The organism is Cedecea colo, assembly GCF_011808225.1.
GTDB classification, from domain to species: Bacteria; Pseudomonadota; Gammaproteobacteria; order Enterobacterales; family Enterobacteriaceae; genus Dryocola; species Dryocola colo.
In genome coordinates this window covers 97456-116736 of record NZ_SOYS01000003.1, presented here as the reverse complement: position 1 = coordinate 116736, position 19281 = coordinate 97456, and the positions used below count along the sequence as shown (strand labels likewise).

21 protein-coding genes are annotated in these 19281 nt (G+C 53.3%); 6 read left to right on the top strand and 15 right to left on the bottom strand.

Going from position 1 to position 19281, the window contains the following annotated elements; all coding sequences use genetic code 11:
- Positions 1 to 63 precede the first annotated feature (63 nt).
- The gene (locus E2L00_RS08860) at positions 64 to 318 is read right to left on the bottom strand and encodes a biofilm development regulator YmgB/AriR family protein (RefSeq protein ID WP_167610016.1); all 255 of its coding nucleotides are present in this window, start codon (positions 316 to 318) and stop codon (positions 64 to 66) included.
- Positions 319 to 959: 641 nt separating this feature from the next.
- On the opposite strand from E2L00_RS08860, the gene iraM reads away from it, so the two are divergent.
- Positions 960 to 1316: an anti-adapter protein IraM gene (iraM, locus tag E2L00_RS08855; RefSeq protein WP_167610013.1), complete on the top strand. Its 357-nt coding sequence runs from the start codon at positions 960 to 962 to the stop codon at positions 1314 to 1316.
- Between the two features lie 133 nt (positions 1317 to 1449).
- On the opposite strand, the gene rsmI is transcribed toward iraM, so the two are convergent.
- Positions 1450 to 2325 (bottom strand): 16S rRNA (cytidine(1402)-2'-O)-methyltransferase, encoded by an 876-nt coding sequence (rsmI, locus tag E2L00_RS08850; RefSeq protein WP_167610010.1) that lies wholly within the window; start codon positions 2323 to 2325, stop codon positions 1450 to 1452.
- Positions 2326 to 2387: 62 nt separating this feature from the next.
- On the opposite strand from rsmI, the gene E2L00_RS08845 reads away from it, so the two are divergent.
- Genes E2L00_RS08845 through dolP form a run of 4 tightly spaced genes read left to right on the top strand, consistent with a single transcriptional unit; the run spans position 2388 to position 5987 of the window.
- Positions 2388 to 4439, top strand: a complete 2052-nt coding sequence (locus E2L00_RS08845) for a penicillin-binding protein activator (RefSeq protein WP_167610007.1) — start codon at positions 2388 to 2390, stop codon at positions 4437 to 4439.
- Positions 4397 to 4792 carry a YraN family protein gene (locus E2L00_RS08840; protein WP_167610004.1) on the top strand — a complete coding sequence of 132 codons (396 nt, stop codon included), beginning with the start codon at positions 4397 to 4399 and terminating at the stop codon, positions 4790 to 4792. Before E2L00_RS08845 ends, E2L00_RS08840 begins: the two co-directional genes overlap by 43 nt.
- Positions 4793 to 4811: 19 nt before the next feature.
- The gene (gene diaA, locus E2L00_RS08835; RefSeq protein ID WP_167610001.1) at positions 4812 to 5402 is read left to right on the top strand and encodes a DnaA initiator-associating protein DiaA; all 591 of its coding nucleotides are present in this window, start codon (positions 4812 to 4814) and stop codon (positions 5400 to 5402) included.
- Between the two features lie 9 nt (positions 5403 to 5411).
- Positions 5412 to 5987 carry a division/outer membrane stress-associated lipid-binding lipoprotein gene (gene dolP / locus E2L00_RS08830; RefSeq protein WP_167609999.1) on the top strand — a complete coding sequence of 192 codons (576 nt, stop codon included), beginning with the start codon at positions 5412 to 5414 and terminating at the stop codon, positions 5985 to 5987.
- Between the two features lie 41 nt (positions 5988 to 6028).
- Here the strand turns inward: dolP and E2L00_RS08825 are convergent, their stop codons facing one another.
- The 12 genes from E2L00_RS08825 to pmbA all read right to left on the bottom strand — a co-directional run bounded on the left by E2L00_RS08825 (position 6029) and on the right by pmbA (position 17056).
- On the bottom strand, positions 6029 to 7939 hold the full coding sequence (locus E2L00_RS08825; protein WP_167609996.1) for a PRD domain-containing protein: 1911 nt from the start codon (positions 7937 to 7939) through the stop codon (positions 6029 to 6031).
- 46 nt (positions 7940 to 7985) lie between these two features.
- Positions 7986 to 9134 carry a lactonase family protein gene (locus E2L00_RS08820; protein WP_167609993.1) on the bottom strand — a complete coding sequence of 383 codons (1149 nt, stop codon included), beginning with the start codon at positions 9132 to 9134 and terminating at the stop codon, positions 7986 to 7988.
- A 58-nt stretch (positions 9135 to 9192) separates the two neighbouring features.
- Positions 9193 to 9933: a 2-dehydro-3-deoxy-phosphogluconate aldolase gene (dagF, locus tag E2L00_RS08815; RefSeq protein WP_167609991.1), complete on the bottom strand. Its 741-nt coding sequence runs from the start codon at positions 9931 to 9933 to the stop codon at positions 9193 to 9195.
- The gene (locus E2L00_RS08810; protein WP_167609987.1) at positions 9930 to 11048 is read right to left on the bottom strand and encodes a DgaE family pyridoxal phosphate-dependent ammonia lyase; all 1119 of its coding nucleotides are present in this window, start codon (positions 11046 to 11048) and stop codon (positions 9930 to 9932) included. Before E2L00_RS08810 ends, dagF begins: the two co-directional genes overlap by 4 nt.
- The gene (locus tag E2L00_RS08805) at positions 11032 to 12165 is read right to left on the bottom strand and encodes an amidohydrolase/deacetylase family metallohydrolase (RefSeq protein WP_167609984.1); all 1134 of its coding nucleotides are present in this window, start codon (positions 12163 to 12165) and stop codon (positions 11032 to 11034) included. Before E2L00_RS08805 ends, E2L00_RS08810 begins: the two co-directional genes overlap by 17 nt.
- 97 nt (positions 12166 to 12262) lie before the next feature.
- The gene (locus E2L00_RS08800; RefSeq protein WP_167609981.1) at positions 12263 to 12904 is read right to left on the bottom strand and encodes a DUF4310 family protein; all 642 of its coding nucleotides are present in this window, start codon (positions 12902 to 12904) and stop codon (positions 12263 to 12265) included.
- A gap of 11 nt (positions 12905 to 12915) precedes the next feature.
- Positions 12916 to 13692 (bottom strand): DUF4311 domain-containing protein, encoded by a 777-nt coding sequence (locus E2L00_RS08795; protein WP_167609979.1) that lies wholly within the window; start codon positions 13690 to 13692, stop codon positions 12916 to 12918.
- A gap of 23 nt (positions 13693 to 13715) precedes the next feature.
- Positions 13716 to 14012 (bottom strand): DUF4312 family protein, encoded by a 297-nt coding sequence (locus E2L00_RS08790; RefSeq protein WP_167610761.1) that lies wholly within the window; start codon positions 14010 to 14012, stop codon positions 13716 to 13718.
- A gap of 2 nt (positions 14013 to 14014) precedes the next feature.
- Entirely contained in the window at positions 14015 to 14377 is a 363-nt protein-coding gene (locus tag E2L00_RS08785) for an SFCGS family glycine-rich protein (protein WP_121267746.1), read from the bottom strand.
- A 17-nt stretch (positions 14378 to 14394) separates the two neighbouring features.
- Positions 14395 to 14730, bottom strand: a complete 336-nt coding sequence (locus E2L00_RS08780) for a glycine dehydrogenase (protein ID WP_167609976.1) — start codon at positions 14728 to 14730, stop codon at positions 14395 to 14397.
- Between the two features lie 531 nt (positions 14731 to 15261).
- A complete protein-coding gene (cybC, locus tag E2L00_RS08775) occupies positions 15262 to 15648 on the bottom strand; it encodes a cytochrome b562 (RefSeq protein ID WP_167609973.1) in 387 nt (128 codons plus the stop codon).
- A 55-nt stretch (positions 15649 to 15703) separates the two neighbouring features.
- A complete protein-coding gene (pmbA, locus tag E2L00_RS08770; protein WP_167609970.1) occupies positions 15704 to 17056 on the bottom strand; it encodes a metalloprotease PmbA in 1353 nt (450 codons plus the stop codon).
- Positions 17057 to 17154: 98 nt separating this feature from the next.
- On the opposite strand from pmbA, the gene yjgA reads away from it, so the two are divergent.
- Positions 17155 to 17706 carry a ribosome biogenesis factor YjgA gene (gene yjgA / locus E2L00_RS08765; RefSeq protein ID WP_167609967.1) on the top strand — a complete coding sequence of 184 codons (552 nt, stop codon included), beginning with the start codon at positions 17155 to 17157 and terminating at the stop codon, positions 17704 to 17706.
- Positions 17707 to 17905: 199 nt separating this feature from the next.
- Here yjgA and mpl read toward each other — a convergent pair whose 3' ends face one another.
- Positions 17906 to 19279 carry a UDP-N-acetylmuramate:L-alanyl-gamma-D-glutamyl-meso-diaminopimelate ligase gene (mpl, locus tag E2L00_RS08760; protein WP_167609964.1) on the bottom strand — a complete coding sequence of 458 codons (1374 nt, stop codon included), beginning with the start codon at positions 19277 to 19279 and terminating at the stop codon, positions 17906 to 17908.
- Positions 19280 to 19281 lie beyond the last annotated feature (2 nt).

Sequence of the window (19281 nt, the reverse complement as noted above, 5' to 3'; positions counted from 1 at the left end):
AAATAACAATCTGGCGGGTAGCGCAGGCCTACCCGCCTTACAGACGTCACCCTGCGTACTGACTCAACTTTCCCCGACCGTCTGATAAACCACGTACTCAAGGAGCTGGCGATAGGTATCCAGCGTCAGGACATCATCTTCCCGCTCAAGGCGATTAATCAGGGTCGCCATCACCTCTTTATTCGACAGCGGCTTTCCCGCTATCAATATCTCCAGCACTACGCTGCCCATCTGCCAGGAGGCGTCCGCGGCGGAAAACTTCTCTGCCAGCATGCTCTTTTCTTGCTGTTGATCATTTTTTACAGGCTCCTGAGACATTCTACCTCTCCTTGATTGACATTATTTATCAGACGCAAATGCGGATTTAAAAATATCCAATGGAAAAAGTAGAAGGTCTTTAATAAAGATCAAGCTGAAAGGATTATGTCTGATTCTCTTACTTTACATTCATTAGCAAAACAATCATCGAAGAGAAATCATAAGGCGCTAATTTTTGCCCAAAATACTTAATCGTTTGATTTCAGCCGGTAAAGTTCACGGAACGTTGAACAATAATTAATCGTCACCCTTAGCATTGCCGTTCTCATTATCATGATAATTATTAAGAATAATTCAAGTTTTTGAATAAATTACACACATTTTACATGGAAAATTTTTTTTGGTTTAATTTTCACCAAAATGAATAAGTTCAGAAAAACATAGGTAAATATCTTTTTGAAAAATAAGAATTTTATTAAAATAATTAAAGTTTTTTCACATTTTCAATAGCCTGCAAAATTAGGATAGTCTACGCTATAGGTTACCACTTACTAAGCATAAGGATATCGTCTGAAAAGATTCGTTGACGCATAAGCATTTTGAATTTATCTACTGTCATCACCCTTCGCTTACAAGATTTTATATCTTGCGACGTCTTTCGCGTTAAATATCTGCCAATTAGTTTCGCCCTGGAGAAGTATATGAAATGGACTGTAATTGATTCTTTAATAAGCCCGACAACGGGAACCGCTTTCTCTTGTATTGTTTCCTGTCGGGAATTAAAACTTATGCTTTGGTATAAAGCATCACATTTTATGATGCCGGGCGATGAAATAGTGACCAGTAATTTAGGAGTGTTTATTAACGGACAGATAAGTCAATTAACGATGTGCAACGTCATCCCTTTCAATGCCACACTCTGGCGCACCATGCTTGCACAGTCTGACTGTCCCGGAAACGCCGAAGTTAAGCCGGCCCTATGTGACTTTAAGGGAAAATGCCATTTAAAAACATGCCCTTTCGGACTTGATAAAGTGCCTCCTCAGTTATCCCCATAGGAAAGACGGGCGCCCAGGGAAGGATGGGAGGCGCTCAGCAGCTTTCGACGGCCGAGCGTAAGCCGGGATTATTCCCCAACTACCACATCAATTTCATCCTGACGAACCCATCCAGCTTTTTACCGGAAGGCTGTTAAAGGCGCTCCTGACCCTGCTGCTCTAAAGCATATTTATAAAGCGCATTCTTCTTTACGCCATGAATTTCGGCAGCAAGCGCAGCGGCTTTTTTCAGCGGGAGTTCGGTTTGCAGCAGCGCGAGTGTACGTAACGCATCGGCTGGCAGCGCGTCATCGCTTTGAACCCTGAAGCCTTCGACGATCAGCACCATCTCGCCTTTGCGACGGTTCTCGTCTTCTTTAACCCATGCCGCCAGTTCGCCAACTGGCGCGCCATGAATCGACTCCCAGGTTTTGGTCAGTTCGCGCGCCAGCACCACGTAACGGGTTTCACCGAGCACGGCGCAAATATCGTCTAAACTGTCGAGCAAACGATGGGTTGATTCGTAGAAAATCAGCGTACGCGGCTCTTGCTCAATGGCTTTTAGCGCATCGCGACGCCCTTTGGATTTGGCGGGCAGGAAGCCTTCATAACAGAAGCGATCCGATGGCAGCCCGGCCGCGCTTAACGCTGCAATGGCGGCACAAGGACCGGGCAGCGGCACGACGCGAATACCCGCTTCACGGCAGGTACGCACCAGGTGATAGCCCGGATCGTTAATCAACGGCGTACCGGCGTCTGAAACCAGCGCGATACTCTGCCCTTCCTGAAGCTTCGCCAGTAATGTTTCTGATTTTTGTTGTTCATTATGATCGTGCAATGCGAACAATCGCGCATTAATGGCAAAATGCTGCAGCAATAAACCGGTATGACGAGTATCTTCGGCAGCAATCAGGTCAACGCTTTGCAACACGGATAACGCCCGCTGTGTGATATCGCCGAGGTTACCGATGGGAGTCGGAACGATGTAGAGCGTGCTGGCAGAAATCGCCGCCGTTTCGAGTTGTTTCATTGTTTCATCCGTATTGCCGATTTAATATTGAACGCTGAGAAGAAAAATTCACTGGATACAACATGCTACCGTCTAAACTTACTCATTCTAAAGCCGGGCGTTGTCTGCCTGTCGTGCTTGCAGCCCTGATCTTTGCGGGTTGTACCACGAAAGCACCGGACCAGTCCGCCGCTCACGTGCAGGGCGAAGCCACTGCGGATTCTGCGTATTACCTGCAACAGATGCAGCAAAGCGCAGATGATAGCAAGACCACATGGCAATTACTCGCCATTCATGCGCTGCTGGGCGAAGGCAAAACTCAACGGGCGGTAGACCTCTACAATCAGTTGCCGCAGGAAATGGACGATGTCCAGCGTCGGGAGCAGTCGCTTCTGGTGCCAGAAATTAAAATCGCCCAGCAAGATTATGCCGCAGCAAATGCGCTGCTTGTTAAGCTCAACCCTTCCTCATTTAATAAAAAGCAGCAGGCGCGATATTATCAGGCGGTGATTGATGCCAGCCAGAATCGTCCATCGCTGGAGCTGCTGCGCGCCTATATAGCCCAGGAACCAATGCTCAAGGGCGAGGCGCATCAAAAAAATATCGATGGTACCTGGCAGGCATTGTCTCAGTTTACGCCTGCACAAATGAGCGCCATGGTTATCAATGCGAACGAAAATACTCTGCAAGGATGGCTGGATCTACAGCGCGTCTGGAACGACAACCGCAACGACCCGAATATGCTGAAAGCTGGCATCAAAGACTGGCAAACCCGCTACCCGCAGAACCCGGGCGCAAAAACGCTGCCGACTCAGTTAAGCAATATGCAAAATTACCAGCAGGCTTCCGTTGGTAAAATTGCTCTGCTGCTGCCGTTGAACGGCCAGGCTGCGGTATTTGGCCGCGCTATTCAGCAGGGTTTTGAAGCGGCGAAAAATAATGGTTCCGCACCTGCTGAGACGGCTAGCGCTCCTGCGCCCGCGCCGGATGCCAGCGTGCAGCCAGCGGCAGAACAAACTACGGCTGACACCGATGCTGTAGCCAGCCCGTCAGACGTCTCCGTTAGCGATCTGACCGATGAGCAGGCGGCGGCACAGTCGGCTCCGCAACCGGCGCAACCAGCGGTACAAAGCGCTGCGGTAACGCCGGCTAACCCTTCTGCGGAAGTAAAAATCTACGATACCAGTTCGCAGCCGTTAGATCAGGTGCTCGCTCAGGCGCAGCAGGATGGCGCTACGCTTGTCGTAGGCCCGCTGCTCAAAAACAACGTCGATCGGCTCGCCAGCAGCAATACCCCGCTGAATATTCTGGCGCTGAACCAGCCGGAGAACGTGCAAAACCGCCCGAACATCTGTTACTTCGCCCTCTCTCCGGAAGACGAAGCACGAGACGCAGCGGACCATATCTGGCAGCAGGGCCATCGTGCACCGCTGTTACTGGTGCCACGTAGTGCATTAGGCGATCGTGTAACCAGCGCCTTTAGCGCTGAGTGGCAAAAACTGGGCGGCGGCATCGTGCTGCAGCAGCAATTTGGCTCTGTGGGCGAACTCAAACAGGGCATTAACAGCGGGTCTGGCATTGCGCTAACCGGTTCTCCTGTGGCCGCATCCGCACCACAGCAGGAAGCCGTCACCCTCGGCGGCCTGACGATTCCTGCACCGCCAACCGATGCGCAAATTACCGCAGGTTCCGCCGAGGGCGTAGATGCAGCCTATATCTTGGCCACGCCGGACGAAGTGGCGCTTATCAAACCGATGATCGCCATGCGCACCGGCAGCCGCAGCAGCGCGCAGCTTTATGCCAGCTCCCGCAGCTCCCAGGGCGTAAACGGCCCGGACTTCCGTCTGGAGATGGAAGGCCTGCAGTTTAGTGAAATCCCAATGCTCTCCGGCGGCAATCCGGCACTACAACAGCAGGCGCTGGCCGCTGTGCGCAACGACTACTCACTGGCGCGTCTGTACGCCATGGGAGCTGACGCCTGGTCGCTGGCAAACCATTTCTCCCAAATCCGTCAGGTGCCGGGCTATCAGGTGAGCGGCAACACCGGCACGCTCTCCGCCAGCCAGGACTGCGTCATTAACAGGAAGTTAAATTGGCTGAAATTCTCTCAGGGTCAAATCATCCCGGCCAACTGAGTCGTCAACAGGCAGGCGCGCACTATGAACTACAGGCGCGCCGCTTTCTTGAGCGTAAAGGACTACGCTTTATCGCCGCCAACGTTCACATACGCGGCGGCGAAATCGACCTCATTATGCAACAGCACGATGTGATTGTGTTTGTCGAAGTGCGTTACCGTCGCAGCCATTGCTTTGGCGGTGCTGCGGCAAGCGTCACCCGAAGCAAACAGCAAAAGTTGCTGCATACCGCGCGGAACTGGCTTGCCCGCACATCAGGAAGTTTTGATACTGTGGATTGCCGTTTCGATGTGTTAGCCTTCACCGGCAATGAAATAGAGTGGTTAACCAACGCGTTTACCGCAGATGTTTAAAGTAACCAGGTAGAACAACGTGCTCGAAAGAATCAAAGCCTGCTTCACGGAAAGTATTCAAACCCAGATTGCCGCAGCGGAAGCTCTGCCAGATGCTATCTCCCGTGCAGCCATGACGCTGGTTCAGTCGCTGCTTAACGGCAACAAAATTCTGTGTTGTGGCAACGGCACCTCTGCTGCCAACGCACAGCATTTTGCTGCCAGTATGATCAATCGCTTCGAAACTGAGCGACCAAGCTTACCTGCCATCGCACTTAATGCCGATAATGTGGTCTTAACCGCTATTGCAAATGACCGTTTGCATGAAGAAGTGTATGCCAAACAGGTACGTGCGCTGGGGCATGCCGGAGACGTACTGCTGGCTATCTCAACGCGTGGCAACAGCCGTGATATCGTTAAAGCGGTTGAAGCGGCGGTCACTCGCGACATGACCATTGTTGCGCTCACGGGCCACGACGGCGGTGAGCTTGCCGGGCTGTTAGGGCCGCAGGATGTGGAAATCCGCATCCCTTCACATCGCAGCGCGCGCATTCAGGAAATGCACATGCTAACGGTCAACTGCTTATGTGATTTGATTGATAATACGTTATTCCCTCACCAGGACGATTAAGGAGTACAGATGAAGGCATTTAAGCCACTTGCAGTCCTTATCACCGCGCTTGCGCTACAGGGCTGTGTTGCCGCCGCGGTTGTCGGCACTGCTGCCGTCGCGACGAAAACCGCAACGGACCCGCGTACCGTAGGTACTCAGGTTGATGACGGCACGCTGGAACTTCGCGTTAACAGCGCGCTGGGCAAAGACGAACAGCTGAAGAAAGACGCCCGCATCAACGTCACCGCCTATCAGGGAAAAGTGCTGCTGACAGGGCAAACGCTGAATACCGAACTGGCCTCACGTGCGAAACAAATCGCGCTGGGCGTGGATGGCGCAACCGAGGTCTATAACGAAATTCGCAACAAGGCGCCGGTTGGACTGGGTACTGCGTCAACGGATACCTGGATAACGACCAAAGTTCGCTCGCAGTTGCTGGCAAGCGACCAGGTTAAGTCTTCTAACGTGAAGGTCACGACCGAGGATGGAGAAGTCTTCCTGTTAGGTCTGGTGACCGACAGAGAAGGAAAAGCTGCTGCGGATACCGCCAGCCGTGTAAGCGGCGTGAAACACGTTACGACTGCTTTCACCATTCTGAATTAACTTTTCGCTGCCCTTCACCTGAAGGGCATTTTCTTATCCGCTCAAAAACGACTTAAGCAGTCCATCGCCACCGTTTTAAATCCCTGAAAAGTTTTGCTTTCTCTGAGCCTTGGCGTTGCCCTTTCGCGCAGGAAGGTGACGAATAAATCATAGATCGCCATCGCTTCTTCGTATTCACGTTTACTGATCGCCAGCAGGAAAATTACGTGCGCCGTCTCCTCGCCCCAGCTAATTCCCTTTGGTGCCAGCACGGTGTAGACGACGGTTTTATCGGCCATTAAACCCAGCGAGTGAGGAAGCGCTATGCCCTCGCCCAGCATAGTGCTGACAATCGCCTCTCGCTCCATAACCGACGGATAAAAATCCTTGCCAACATAGCCTTCCCGCTCAAGCTGCTCACAAAGGGAGCTAAATAGCTGCTGCTGGGATATAGGCTCATCAACCACCATAAAATGGCTTTCATCGAAATATTTCGCCAGCATGTAAGGGCGGGTACGGTCTACCAGCACCAGCTTTCCAAGCTGTTCGAGCTGATATTCCGTCGGGAAGGGCGCCATCGTTACGACTGGCTTTTCTTTCTCGTTTACCCGCGCGGTGGAGATAACAAAATCCTCGTCGATGCTTTCAAGCTGTTCATAGTCACGCAGCGAAATAATGCGCTTCACCTCGATTTGCGGGTACTTGCGCAGCAACATCGCCTGAATCATCCGTACCGTGGAGTTGCCGGTATCGCAGACCAGCAACGCTCGCGGATGGCGCTGATAGCCGATGTTGTAATGTCTTTCCAGCCCCACGCCAATATGCAGCACCAGGAAACCAATTTCGTTTTCACTGATTGCATACGGAGTATATTTCCCCCAGCTTGATACCGCCGCCAGCGTCATATCGTAGGCCATCGGGTAGTGTTGTTTAATGTTGGAAAGCAGCGGGTTAGGAATATTTATCTGATAGCGCACGCGGGTGATCATCGTTTTGATATGCGTGAGCAGGTCGGCATGCAGCTGGCTATCCGTCAGCAAATTGTAATTATAGTGCTTATTGATATAGCGCAGAATGTAGTTCACCAGCGCTTCGTCATCGTCGGCGCTGATGGCGCTGGGCGCCACTTCCTGAACCTGACGCGCGGCAATATGCACCTGCAGCCACAGCTCCTCCGCTTCGGAAAGCGGTTTGCCTGCAAACTTTTGAAGCAGCGCGGTAATCTGGCGTGCGGCTTCGCGTATGGCATCATCCACGTCGGCTGCGTTAAACTCCGCCAGGGGATAGCCTTCGCTGATACGTCGTACCGCCACGGCGCAATACAGATGAATAAACTGTTCGCCCTCGTCCGTCAGACGAATGCGGCAGCGGGTAAAACAGTCGTGCAGATCCGTCGCTAACTGTTCCCGGACGTCTCCATTAAGCGCTTCTTCGCTCAGCAGAGGATTGTCACTGTCTTCCTGCATAAGCTGCCAGAGTAAATCTGTCAGGCATGCCCGTATTGCCGTTTCGCTGCCAAATAGCTTCATACCGTGGCGGGGACGGGTTTCTATCGTCAGGTTATAACGGTTAAACCATTCGCGGACCTCCGCCATATCGCTTTGTAACGTTGCCCGGCTGACAAACCACTCTTCAGCCAGGTCTTCCAGCTTGAGCGAAAAGGCGGAAGTCAGAAAACGCACCACCAGATAATGCACTCGTTCTGGCGAAGTACGCGGAACGCGCAACTGGCGAGACGGCAGCAGTACAAATTCCTGATAGCGAGCCGCGTCATCGATCCTGAGCTGATAACCCGCGCCGCGATTCAAAATAAACTGTGCGCCATACCCGGCTATTAAAGCATTCAACGCGGTGATATCGGTCCGCACAGTGCGTGTAGAAACCGATAAACGCCGCGCCAGTTCATCCTGGGGCAGCGTCTCGTTTTGCAGCATCTCAAAAAGCTGGGCCAGACGAAGGTTTGGGAATCTCACAGCTGTTTCCTTTCATTAAGCGGGCGCACAGAGGTGCCCGCCACGGCTATTTCGCAGGCGTAAAAATTAATTGCGATGGGCTTCCTACCGCCACGTAATCCTCAATAAAGGTCAGCTTACCGTCCTGCGGCGCAACGCTAAAACGGGTGATGTTGTCGCTGCGCTGATTCATGGCGTAAAGATATTTGCCATTGCTGTCGAGCGTTAACGTGCGCGGGTAATCACCCCGTGTCCAGATATCGTCCTGATGCGTCAGCGTGCCGTTTGCCGACACGGTGAAGTGCGCGATGCTGTTGTGCAAACGGTTAGCGACGTAAAGCTGCTTACCGTCGTGGCTCAGTACTAAGCCCGCCGCAAAGCTTGTTCCTTTGTAACCTTTCGGCAACGCGGAAACGGTTTTGCCTGCGGTTAAAGTACCTTTGGCCGTATCAAGTTGATAATGAGTAAGCGTAGAGGACTCTTCGTTAATCAACCACAAGCCGTCACCTGCGGGCGTAAACACAAAGTGACGCGGGCCCGCGCCTTGAGAGGAAGCGGTGATAAACGGCGGATCGTTTGGCGTAAGTTTGCCGGTCTCATTATCTAAACGGTACTGATAGATGCGATCCAGACCGAGATCCGTGGAAAAGACGAACTTCCCGCTCGGATCGGTGCCGATCATATGCGCATGCGGGCCGTTATGATCGCTTACCGCAAAGCTGCCTTCGACGGCGGCCTCCGGTTTCGCAGCACCTGGCTGGCCTTCATCCTGTCTGGTGTCGCTGGCTTCGCCCAGGCTGCCGTCTTCTTTCACCGGTAATATAGCGATGGTGCCGCTGATATAGTTGGCAACCAGCAGATGGCGGCCATCTGGCGTAAGCGACAAATAAACGGGCCCTGCGCCGCCGGAGGAAACCTGGTTTAGTTCCGTGAGGTTGCCATTCTCTTCAACGCGCAAGGCCGCAATAACGCCTTTCTCCGCTTCACTCGCCACATACAACGTTTTTCCATCTTTTGAAGCGGTTAACTGCGCAGCGTTCGGCAGTTCATTAACCAGCGTTTTGCTGCTCAACGCCCCGGTTTTCGCATCGACCTGAAAGCGGTATACGCCCTCGCCGTTCGGATTGTAGGTGCTAACCCAGGCGAACTGCTGGGCGGCGGCCGTTCCGGCAACCATCGCCAGTGAAGCAATAAGGAGATTACGTGTTACAGGCATTGAAGATCCTCATTGTTGTTTGACCCCTCCCTTTCAGAAGGGGGATAAAGGCAGAATATTACCCGACCAGTTTCTTCGTCATTTGCAGCAGCGTACGTACATCTTCCGGACGCGTATTGCCGGTCGCTTTATCAATAATTGAACTGTAAATGTGCGGGATAACTTTACTCACGCCCGCATCCAACGCAATCTGCAAAATTTCTTCGTAATTATCCAGATCGATACCGCCGGTCGGTTCCAGCCAGAAATCATGCTTCGCGCAGGCCTCGGCTACCGCTTTAAATTCATCACGGCATTTCAGTCCGCCCATCGGGAAATATTTGATGGAGCTACCACCCATATCTTTCAGCAACTTAATGGCGGTTTCAACCGGTACGATACCGTCGGGCGCCGCTGAACTCAGCGGCCCGGTGGAGATTTTTACCATACCGACGGTACCCGTAGGGGAAACCAGGCCGTTAACCACGGTTTCGTTTTGCCCCAGCAGCGCGCGGGAAGTACCCACGCCGGTAAAGACCTGGTTTACGTGCTGCGGCTGTACCTGACGGGAGATTTCGCTCACCATTGCCGACTGATTTGGATCGCCCGCGCCAAGGCCTACGGAAAGCGCATTTTCGATAAGCGCCGCATAATCACGCATATCTGCAACCGCGCTTGCCACATCCGGATAATTTTTAGAAAGCACGCCTACCAGCACATGGCCCTGCGCCGCGGCGTAAATCTCTTTGGCATTCTCTTTCGAACCGGCCAGCACGTTCAGACACACGCGATCGCGGTAAAAGTTTGGGGTCAGTTTCATGCCTGCTTCTCCTTGCTGATATTTGCTTTGATGCAGCGATAAATAATCTCAAGCTGCTGCGGGCTGACGCTACGCACGTCGGCTTCGATAATTCCTTCGTTAGCCTTGTAGCCACGGAAATAGATCGCGTATTCGCCCTGTTTAAGCGCGCTCACCAGTTCGCCTGTGCTGGTGCCGATGGTGGCTTCATCAAACTTAATTTCAGTGCGGGCAATGTCACGGCCTGCCGCATCCCATACTACGCGGGCGCTTACGCCATTCAGCGTGTTGAGACTGTCGATAAACGGCGTCATTTTCTGCACCATCTGCTCACCCGTCTCTTTTTCAGCGGTGAGATAGCGTTCAATGGCGCAGGTCAGGCCAAGAATGCCCTCTTTGCCTACTTTCATCGCGCGGCCAATACCGCCGGTTTGCAACTTCACCCACTCCACATACTGCTCTTTGCCGATAACCAACCCGCTGGTTGGACCTTCTATGGCCTTCGCGCCGCTGTAAATCACCAGATCCGCGCCTGCGCGGTAGTAGCACTGCAAATCTTCTTCGGCTGCGGCATCAACAATCAGCGGCAGGTTGTATTTACGCGCCACAACGACCGCCTGCTCAACGCTGAGCATGCTTTTCTGCACCGAGTGGTGGGATTTGATATACAAAATCGCGGCCGTGCGCGGGGAAATCGCCGCTGCGAGCTGGTCTGCGGAACATTCGTTCGCATATCCCGCCTCCACAACTTTGCCGCCGCCAAGGTTCACCATCGTGCCAACCGGGGCGCCAAAGTTCACGTTATGGCCTTTTGGCAATACGATTTCGTTGTTATCAAGCGGCGCTGCGTGCAGGTTTTCAATCAGCCAGGCGTTGTCTTTTACCAGCACCGCCGCAACGGATTGGGCAATACCGGAAGACGCGCAGGACACCACGGTCGCCGCTTCCACCTCCAGCAGTCTGGCGATGTACTCACCGGTCTTGTTCACCAGATCTTTCATTTCAAAATAGTGATTCATGCCGGTAGTGACCGCGTCCACGACTTCCGGACGAGGCGTGGAAACACCCAGCGCGGTCATGCGGCCTGAGGCGTTAATCACCTGTTTTAAATTGTATTTCTCATAAATCGAAGACATGTTCTGCTTTTCCTTGTTCGGTAGTAAACCACTTTCCGGCGCGTACGGCGGCAAGCGGCGCCAGCAACAGCTCGCCCGTGAGCGTTTGCTGTTCGGAATCCGTGAACACCGTCGGCTGGCGGCGTAATTCAAAAATAGTCAGATCGGCATCCAGCCCAACGGACAAACGCCCCTTGTGTTTCAGGCGCAGGCCGTCTGCCGCATTAGCGGTAACGCAGTCAATCACCTGCGGCAGAGAAAGCCCGATGGAGAGGAATTTAGACATCACCGCCCCCAGGCTGTGCACCGGCCCGTTAATGCGGTTGCGGCAGTAAATATCCGAGCTGATGGTGTGCGGGAAAATGCCCTGTTTGATGGCGATTTTTGCGACTTCAAAGCTGAAGCTGGCAGTACCGTGGCCTACATCAAGGCGCACGCCGCGCTGAATAGCGCTGGCAATAGAAGTACGCAGTTCGCCCGCAGGCGTGAGAATGCGGTTCGGTTTGCCGTTGTAGCAGTGAGTGATGATATCGCCGCTGGTCAGCAAATCGGCAATTTCATCCAGATTAGGTGGGTTATTACCAATGTGCACCATCAAGGGTAACTCGCCGTTTTCGCGCTGTATTTCTTTAGCGCGCTCAAGAGGTTTGATGCCGTTGGCACCCACCACGCTGCTGCTCATGCGCGCTTTAATTCCAACGATAAAACCGGGGTTGCGCTTCACCGCATCGCGCACGGCGACTTTGTCGATATTCGCCATATCCGACAGTTCGTTCTGGGCGATAAGCCCCACGCGGGAAATGTTCAGCAACGCATAAACATCCGTTGCCGCCTTGCGGGTTATCTCGTAAAACTCATCGATATCATCCGCGCCGGTGCTCCCCGCATCCACAACGGTTGTTACGCCGGTATTGATGCCAATGCTGTCTGGCTCATCGTGATAAATCGGGGATTTTGGATAACAGTGAACGTGGGAATCAATCCAGCCTGCGCTGAGGTAATACTTGCCGTTTAGCGCCCGTACCTCATGCGCCTCGCCGGTTACCTCGCCCAGCGCGGCAATTTTGCCGTCTTTGAGTGCGATATCGATAACCGTACCGTCCACCAGGCGCGCCTGGCGCAGGATTAAATCGAACATGGTTTACTCCTTTGTTGGTGGATAGCGCTTCGCATACCCGCCCTACGTATCGATTCGTAGGGCGGATAAGCAACGCGCCATCCGCCGCCGTTTAGTCTTACAAAGCGACCGGGAAAATGGCCCCTAAAATCATCGCCCCCAGAATCGCGCCGCCGGTAATTGGTTTGCCCCAGAGGTAAAACAGCAAAGCACCAACCAGTGAGCCAACGCCAATCGGTATCGAAGCGGTCATGGCGCTCAGAATAATCAACGGCCCAAGGAAGCGGCCCGAAGCGTTACCCGCGCCCATCATCACGTCCGCACCGTAGGTGGAGTCGCTCTGGTTGATGGTGAATTTACGCGCAAGGATAATCAGGTAGCCAATGGCCAGGCCAAGCACCAGCCCCGTCGCCAGAGAGGCGGCAAAGTTGGCAACCGGGAAGACGAAGCCCGCACCTAACAGCAGGGCAGGAACGCCCAGCCCGACGCCGGTTTGAATCGCGCCGCCGATGTCCAGAATCCCCACCAACGAACCTTCAATAATACGGGCAAACAGGAAGCTGGCACCGAATGCCGCTACCGCGCCATAAACACCGGTATCAATCCCGGCGCGCAGCATGGAGACAAATGCTACTTCGTTAAACGCCCCGATACCGTACAGGTAATACATATGTGTCCCGGCGAACACGCCGGAAGAAAGCAGGCCAACAAAAATCGGGAACGACCAGTCGGCATACCAAAACCCTTTATTCTCTTCCATTGCAGGCTCCGTTATTTTCCGCTCAGGGAGTTATGAATCAGATCCAGCCAGTTCGGCACGGTCAGATGGAAGGATTCGATCATTTTCATGTCGAAACCGCGGAAGAAGGCGCTCAGCACGAACAGCGCGACGATGGCGGTCATCATCACTTTGGTGACGCGGTGCCAGCCGCTCTCTTCCACGCCTTTACCAATCAGGATGCCCAGCACCAGTCCCGGTACGGCGTTACCCATAATCAACTGCGCGCAGCCGCCAAAAATGGTGGCCCAGAAGCCTGATTTCTTACCGGCATCAATCGCCGCCAGCCAGAAGATAACCGGCATGACGGTGTTCACCAGCAGGTTTGCGGCAGGGACCAGTACCTTAACGGCGGTAACCTGCAGCGCTGCCGGTACGGCGGAAGCGGTACTGTTAAGAAACGCAACGACGACCATGCCGATAAGACCACAAGCGATGGCCATCTTTTTCGGATCGTGCAGGGTTTCAGCGACGTTGCGATTTTTCACCATCAGCGCGGCAGCACCCCAGTTCGGGATAATGCGGTGATCGACGTCCTGAGTAAAAGCACCCGCCGCAACGGAGGAAGCCCATGCGTTGAAGAAGAACCCTAATCCAAAGGAGAAGTGCGAAGCCGGATCACCTTCACAGGAGTTAAGCTCGCCGAGTGTACGAAAAGCGCCCATTCCCTGAGTGGTTGGCGCGTGAAGCATGCGTGCAGCTCCGGCGCCAACACCTACGCCGACGAGCCCCCCGATGATGAGCGATTTTATTAATATTATTAAGAACATCAGTCTGTCCTTTCTGTGTGATTTTAATGCGCGACGAAATCCACTTTATCGAGATTGATTGCCGTCACGTTAACGATGACATCCAGCTCCACGCTGAACGTCCGACGCTCCCGGCGCAGAAAGAAGAACAAAAAGGCTTCTTTCTTCACCTTTACCTGCGCCTGAACAACCTGTACATCCTGTGGCTCAATACGCAGTAATATGTAAGGTGAGGATTTAAGCACCGTACCCTGAACCTGGTTCAGGGCGTCGGCAAAGGCTTTGGCTTTGGTATCGCCGCGCCCGCTTACTCTCACCGTATCGGAGAAGTGTTCTTTCATACTCAACTGCCGTACTTCTTGTTCCAGGCCTGCACCAGGCGTTCGCCCAGCTCTTCTTTATCCATAAAGCCAAAACCTAAAACGTTGTTGCCTTCGTTGATTGCGGTAACGCCTTCATCCACAGAGCGCATACCATATTTGGCTTTGTAACCATGTTTAGTCTGCGCGGTGATGGCACCTGCCCCGCCGCTGCCGCAAAAGGAAATCCCAAAGGCGGCATTTTCAGCCTTCATTACGTCGCCCAGCTTCATGTCGGCGGCCACACCAGGAATGACCACCGCGCGGCCACCCGCTTTTTCGATCCCTGCCGCGACTTTCTGGCCTTTGCCCAGGCGGTCGCCAATTACTACGGTAATTTGTTCCATTTGAATCTCCTGATTGTTCAAAGATTGTCTTTCGCTACTTCGAAATGCACCGATAACAGCCACGCTTCCTCAATCGGCAGGTTGCCAAACTGCTCTACCACCTGTTTCGCCATTTCCAGTGAGTCGGCAGAGATCTCATCAAACAGGCTCTCCTCGACTTCTGGCAGCGGTTCACCGGTCAACGAACGATGCGCCATGGCGCGAACGTGGGAAGTCAGCATTTGCTCCTGCACCGCGTTCGGCGTGATATTGCGGGTCTTCAGCAGCGCATTGATAAACGCCTGCACCTTTTCCGTCAGCTCCGTGGCTTCAGTACTCCCGACTTCATTAACCTTTACCGCTCCGTTATTCACCCTACGTACCTCGTTTACTGATATGGCTTTAAGGTAGCGGGCGGGGATAGCAGTTTGTAGCGAGTAGTTTTCCACTTCGAAGTGGAAATAGCGGCGGCATTAGCGATCTGTTCCACAAAAAGCGACCGGATCGTGATAATTCACCATGTTAATGTGATACGTGTCACGTGATTGGCAAACCAGTGCCGCACCGGGCAGCGAGAGTTTTTAACCAAAATTGTGAAGCAAGGACGGTTTAGGGGAAGTTACTGACGGGACTTATGGGTGTTTTGAGAAGATAAAGCTTGCTGCTAAAAATTTAATCAGCCCGCACGAGTCAGGCAGAAGATATGGCTTTCGGGGTGATTTTTTAACTTCTATATACAAACATATCTGTGGCGAGACGTCCCGCAAAGTAGCGCTATGTTGCAGGTCTGGGCGGCAAAAACCGTATTGATGTTACTCTTGCTGGAGGGCGGCGGATGGTGTTTAAACCGCGATCGTTTTGCATATATGGCGGATAAACTCGCGGCATCCGCCATATACATCTACTTAGCGATACTTCTTATGGTAGGTATTGCGTGTGCCTTTAAACGCTTCGGCAGCAGTCTGCGCTTCTTTTACCCTGCCTTCATTTGCAAGCTTCAGCGCACCGTCGATTTGCCCAACCAGAATATCCAGACCGTGGCGATAATCTTTCATCTCTGCGCTGTCTGCCGCTTTGTCTTCAAGCTTTGGCGGCGTGCCTTTCTGCGCATCAAGCGCTGCGGTACGCATGTTATTTAATGCGGTTTTTAACTCCGCCGCGTCATCGGTTTTCATCACGGTTTTGTAGTTTTCCGCGATGGTATCCATATCGTCGCCGACGTCAGCCGCCAGGCTTGCGGTAGTAAATAACACGGACGATACTGCCAACATTGCAATCAATTGCTTACGCATAAATCACCTTATTATTTTATTAAATTGGGTGCGGCAGAACGCACCCATAATCGCCTTATTGACCGGCGATTTTCATCTCCGGTAACAGTACAGAACCACACTGAATATTACTGCGCTTCTCAATATCGCTGCCTACGGTGACAATATCACGCCACATATCTTTTAAGTTTCCGGCGATGGTGATTTCGCTCACCGGATACTGAATCTCACCGTTTTCGACCCAGAAGCCGGACGCGCCGCGAGAATAATCTCCGGTAATGCCGCTGACGCCCTGACCCATCAGCTCGGTAACGACCAGACCGGTGCCCATTTCTTTGAGCATGCCGTCAAAGTCCAGGCCACGCCCTTCAATGCGCCAGTTATGGATGCCGCCCGCATGACCGGTGCTTTGCAGGCCCAGTTTGCGTGCGGAATAGTTGGTCAGCAGCCACTGTTGCAGAATGCCGTCTTTGATGATGTCACGGCGCTCCGTACGCACGCCTTCGCTGTCAAACGGCGTTGAAGCCAGGCCTTTTAGCAGGTGCGGATGCTCCTCAATGGTCAGCCATTCCGGCAGAACCTGTTTGCCAAGGTAGTCGAGCAGGAAGGTAGATTTGCGATAAACCGCACCGCCCGCGATAGCACCGACCAGGTGCCCAAACAGGCCCGTCGCCACTTCGGCGGCAAAGATGACCGGCGCTTTCATGGTGGAAAGTTTACGTGGAGAAAGGCGCGCTAAGGTGCGACGCGCGCACTCGGCACCGACCCACTCAGGGCTTTCAAGATCTTCAATTGCGCGGCCGATGGTATAAGCGTAATCGCGCTCCATTTCACCGTTAACTTCGGCGATAACGCAGCTGGATAGCGAGTGGCGCGTCGAACAGTAACTTTGCAGCATGCCGTGGCTGTTGCCAAAAACTTTGATGCCGTAATGGCTGTTGAAGCTGCCGCCTTCGGTATTAGTGATACGTTTGTCCACGTTCAGCGAGGCATTTTCCGCACGCGCGGCCAGTTCAATGGCGCGATCGGCGTCCATTTCAACCGGGTGGTAAAGGTCTAAATCCGGCGCGCTAAAGGCCAGCAATTCTTTTTCTGCCACGCCCGCAAACGGATCGGGAGAGGTGTAACGGGCGATATCCAGCGCCGCCTGAACGGTACGCGCGACGGCGTCCGGACTTAAATCAGTCGTTGAAGCGCTGCCTTTGCGTTGTTGATGATAAACGGTGATGCCTAGCGCACCATCGCTATTAAATTCAACGTTTTCTACCTCACCGTAGCGGGTGCTGACGCCGATACCCGTGGTTTTGCTGACGGCGACTTCTGCACCATCGGATAGCGCGGAAGCCAGCTCCAGCGCCTGAGAAACCGCCTGCTCGAGGATCTTACGTTGTTGTGCTACCTGCGTGTTTACTTTCATCGCGACTGCCATAATGTCTGCTGAGTTAATTCAGTCTAACAGGATCAGAACAATTTCGCAGTGCACAGGCTTTACTGGTAGAATTAGCCACTTTTTTTAAGGAGCCTACTATGACTAAGCAGCCCGATGACTGGCTCGATGACGTACCCGATAACGAAAATGAAGACGAAGATGATGAGATTATCTGGGTCAGTAAAAGCGAAATTAAACGTGATGCCGAAGAGCTAAAACGCCTCGGCATGGAGCTGATGGAGTTGGGCAAAAACGCGCTCGACAAAATCCCGCTGGATGACGATTTGCGCGCCGCCGTTGAACTTGCGCAGAAAATCAAAAAAGAAGGCCGCCGCCGTCAGGTGCAGTTGATTGGTAAAATGATGCGTTCGCGCGACATGGACCCTATCCGCCAGGCGCTGGATAAGCTGAAAAACCGCCACAACCAGCAGGTTGCGCTGTTCCATAAGCTTGAAGCGCTGCGCGACCGTCTGGTTGAAGAAGGCGACGAGGCGATGAGCGAAGTGCTGAGGCTTTATCCGGATGCAGACCGCCAGCAGCTACGCGTGCTGATCCGTAATGCTCAGAAAGAAAAAGCGGCCAACAAGCCGCCGAAATCTTACCGGCAGATTTTTTCTTATCTGCGTGAGCTGGCCGAAAACCAGGAGTAATAAATTAAGGCCCGCAAGCGGGCCCGGAAATGCTGATAAGGCCCCGTGGCGTTAAAGGAATTTACCCGGTGCTTTTAAAAGCAATGAATAAGAACTTCTGGTGTGCCTCAAAGATCCGAAAACCACCTTTTTCGGAACTTTGTCGCCAATAATTAAGGCCCGCTTGCGGGCCTTAATTATTGGCGGATAGCACTTACATTTATTCGCCCTGCCCGGCTTTTTTTGCCAGCGCGTCAAGCAGCTTCTGATGAATTCCACCGAAACCACCGTTGCTCATCACCAGGATGTGATCGCCCGGCTGCGCGGTTTTGACAATCATGTCCACCAGCGTATCCACGTCCGCGCTACAATGAGCGGGCTGTACGCAGGCCTCCGCCACTTCCACAACCTGCCACGGAATATGCGGCGGTTGCAGCAGGAAAACTTCGTCCGCCCGGCCTAAAGACGGTGCGAGATCGTCTTTACTGTGGCCCATTTTCATGGTGTTGGAGCGCGGTTCAAGCACGGCAAGAATGCGTGCGGTGCCGCCCACTTTGCCGCGCAGCGCCGCAAGCGTCGCCAGGATCGCGGTTGGATGATGGGCGAAATCGTCGTAAACCGTTACGCCATTCGCTTCACCGCGCAGTTCCAGGCGTCGGCGGGCATTGATGAAACTATCCAGCGCCTGAGCTGCATCTGCCGGAGCAACACCCACATGACGAGCGGCGGCTATCGCCATCAGGCCGTTATGCATGTTGTGTTCGCCCACCAGTTGCCAGTTCACTTCCCCGACGCGCTCACCATCCAGATAAACCTCCCAATGAGAGGCGTCCTGACTGAGCTTTTTCGCCTGCCAGTGGCCCTGCTCGCCCACCAGCTCCTGTTCACTCCAGCAGCCCATCGCCATGGTTTGTTTAATGTTGGCGTCGTTTTCAGGCCAGATGATTTTGCCCTGTCCCGGTACGATGCGCACCAGATGGTGGAATTGTTTCTGAATCGCTTTCAGATCGTCGAAAATATCCGCGTGATCGAACTCAAGGTTATTGAGGATCAGCGTGCGCGGGCAGTAATGCACGAATTTGGAACGCTTGTCGAAGAACGCACAGTCATATTCGTCGGCTTCAATCACGAAGAACGGGCTGTCGCCCAGGCGCGCGGAAACGTCGAAGTTCCCCGGTACGCCGCCAATCACAAAACCGGGCCTGTAGCCACAGGCTTCAAGGATCCACGTTACCATTCCGGCGGTGGTGGTTTTACCGTGTGTACCTGCCACTGCGATAACCCAGCGGTCGCGCAGGACGAAATCATGCAGCCACTGCGGGCCGGACATGTACGGAATGTTTTTTTCAAGCACCGCTTCCACGCATGGATTGCCTCGGGTCATGGCATTGCCAACGATCGCTAAATCCGGCGGCGGATCGAGCTGGCCTGCGTCATAGCCCTGAATCAGGGAGATGCCCTGTTCTTCGAGCAAGGTGCTCATCGGCGGGTAGACATTGGCGTCCGAGCCGGTTACTTCGTGGCCAAGCGATCGGGCAAGCATAGCCAGACCGCCCATAAAAGTGCCACAAATCCCTAGAATATGAATGCGCATAC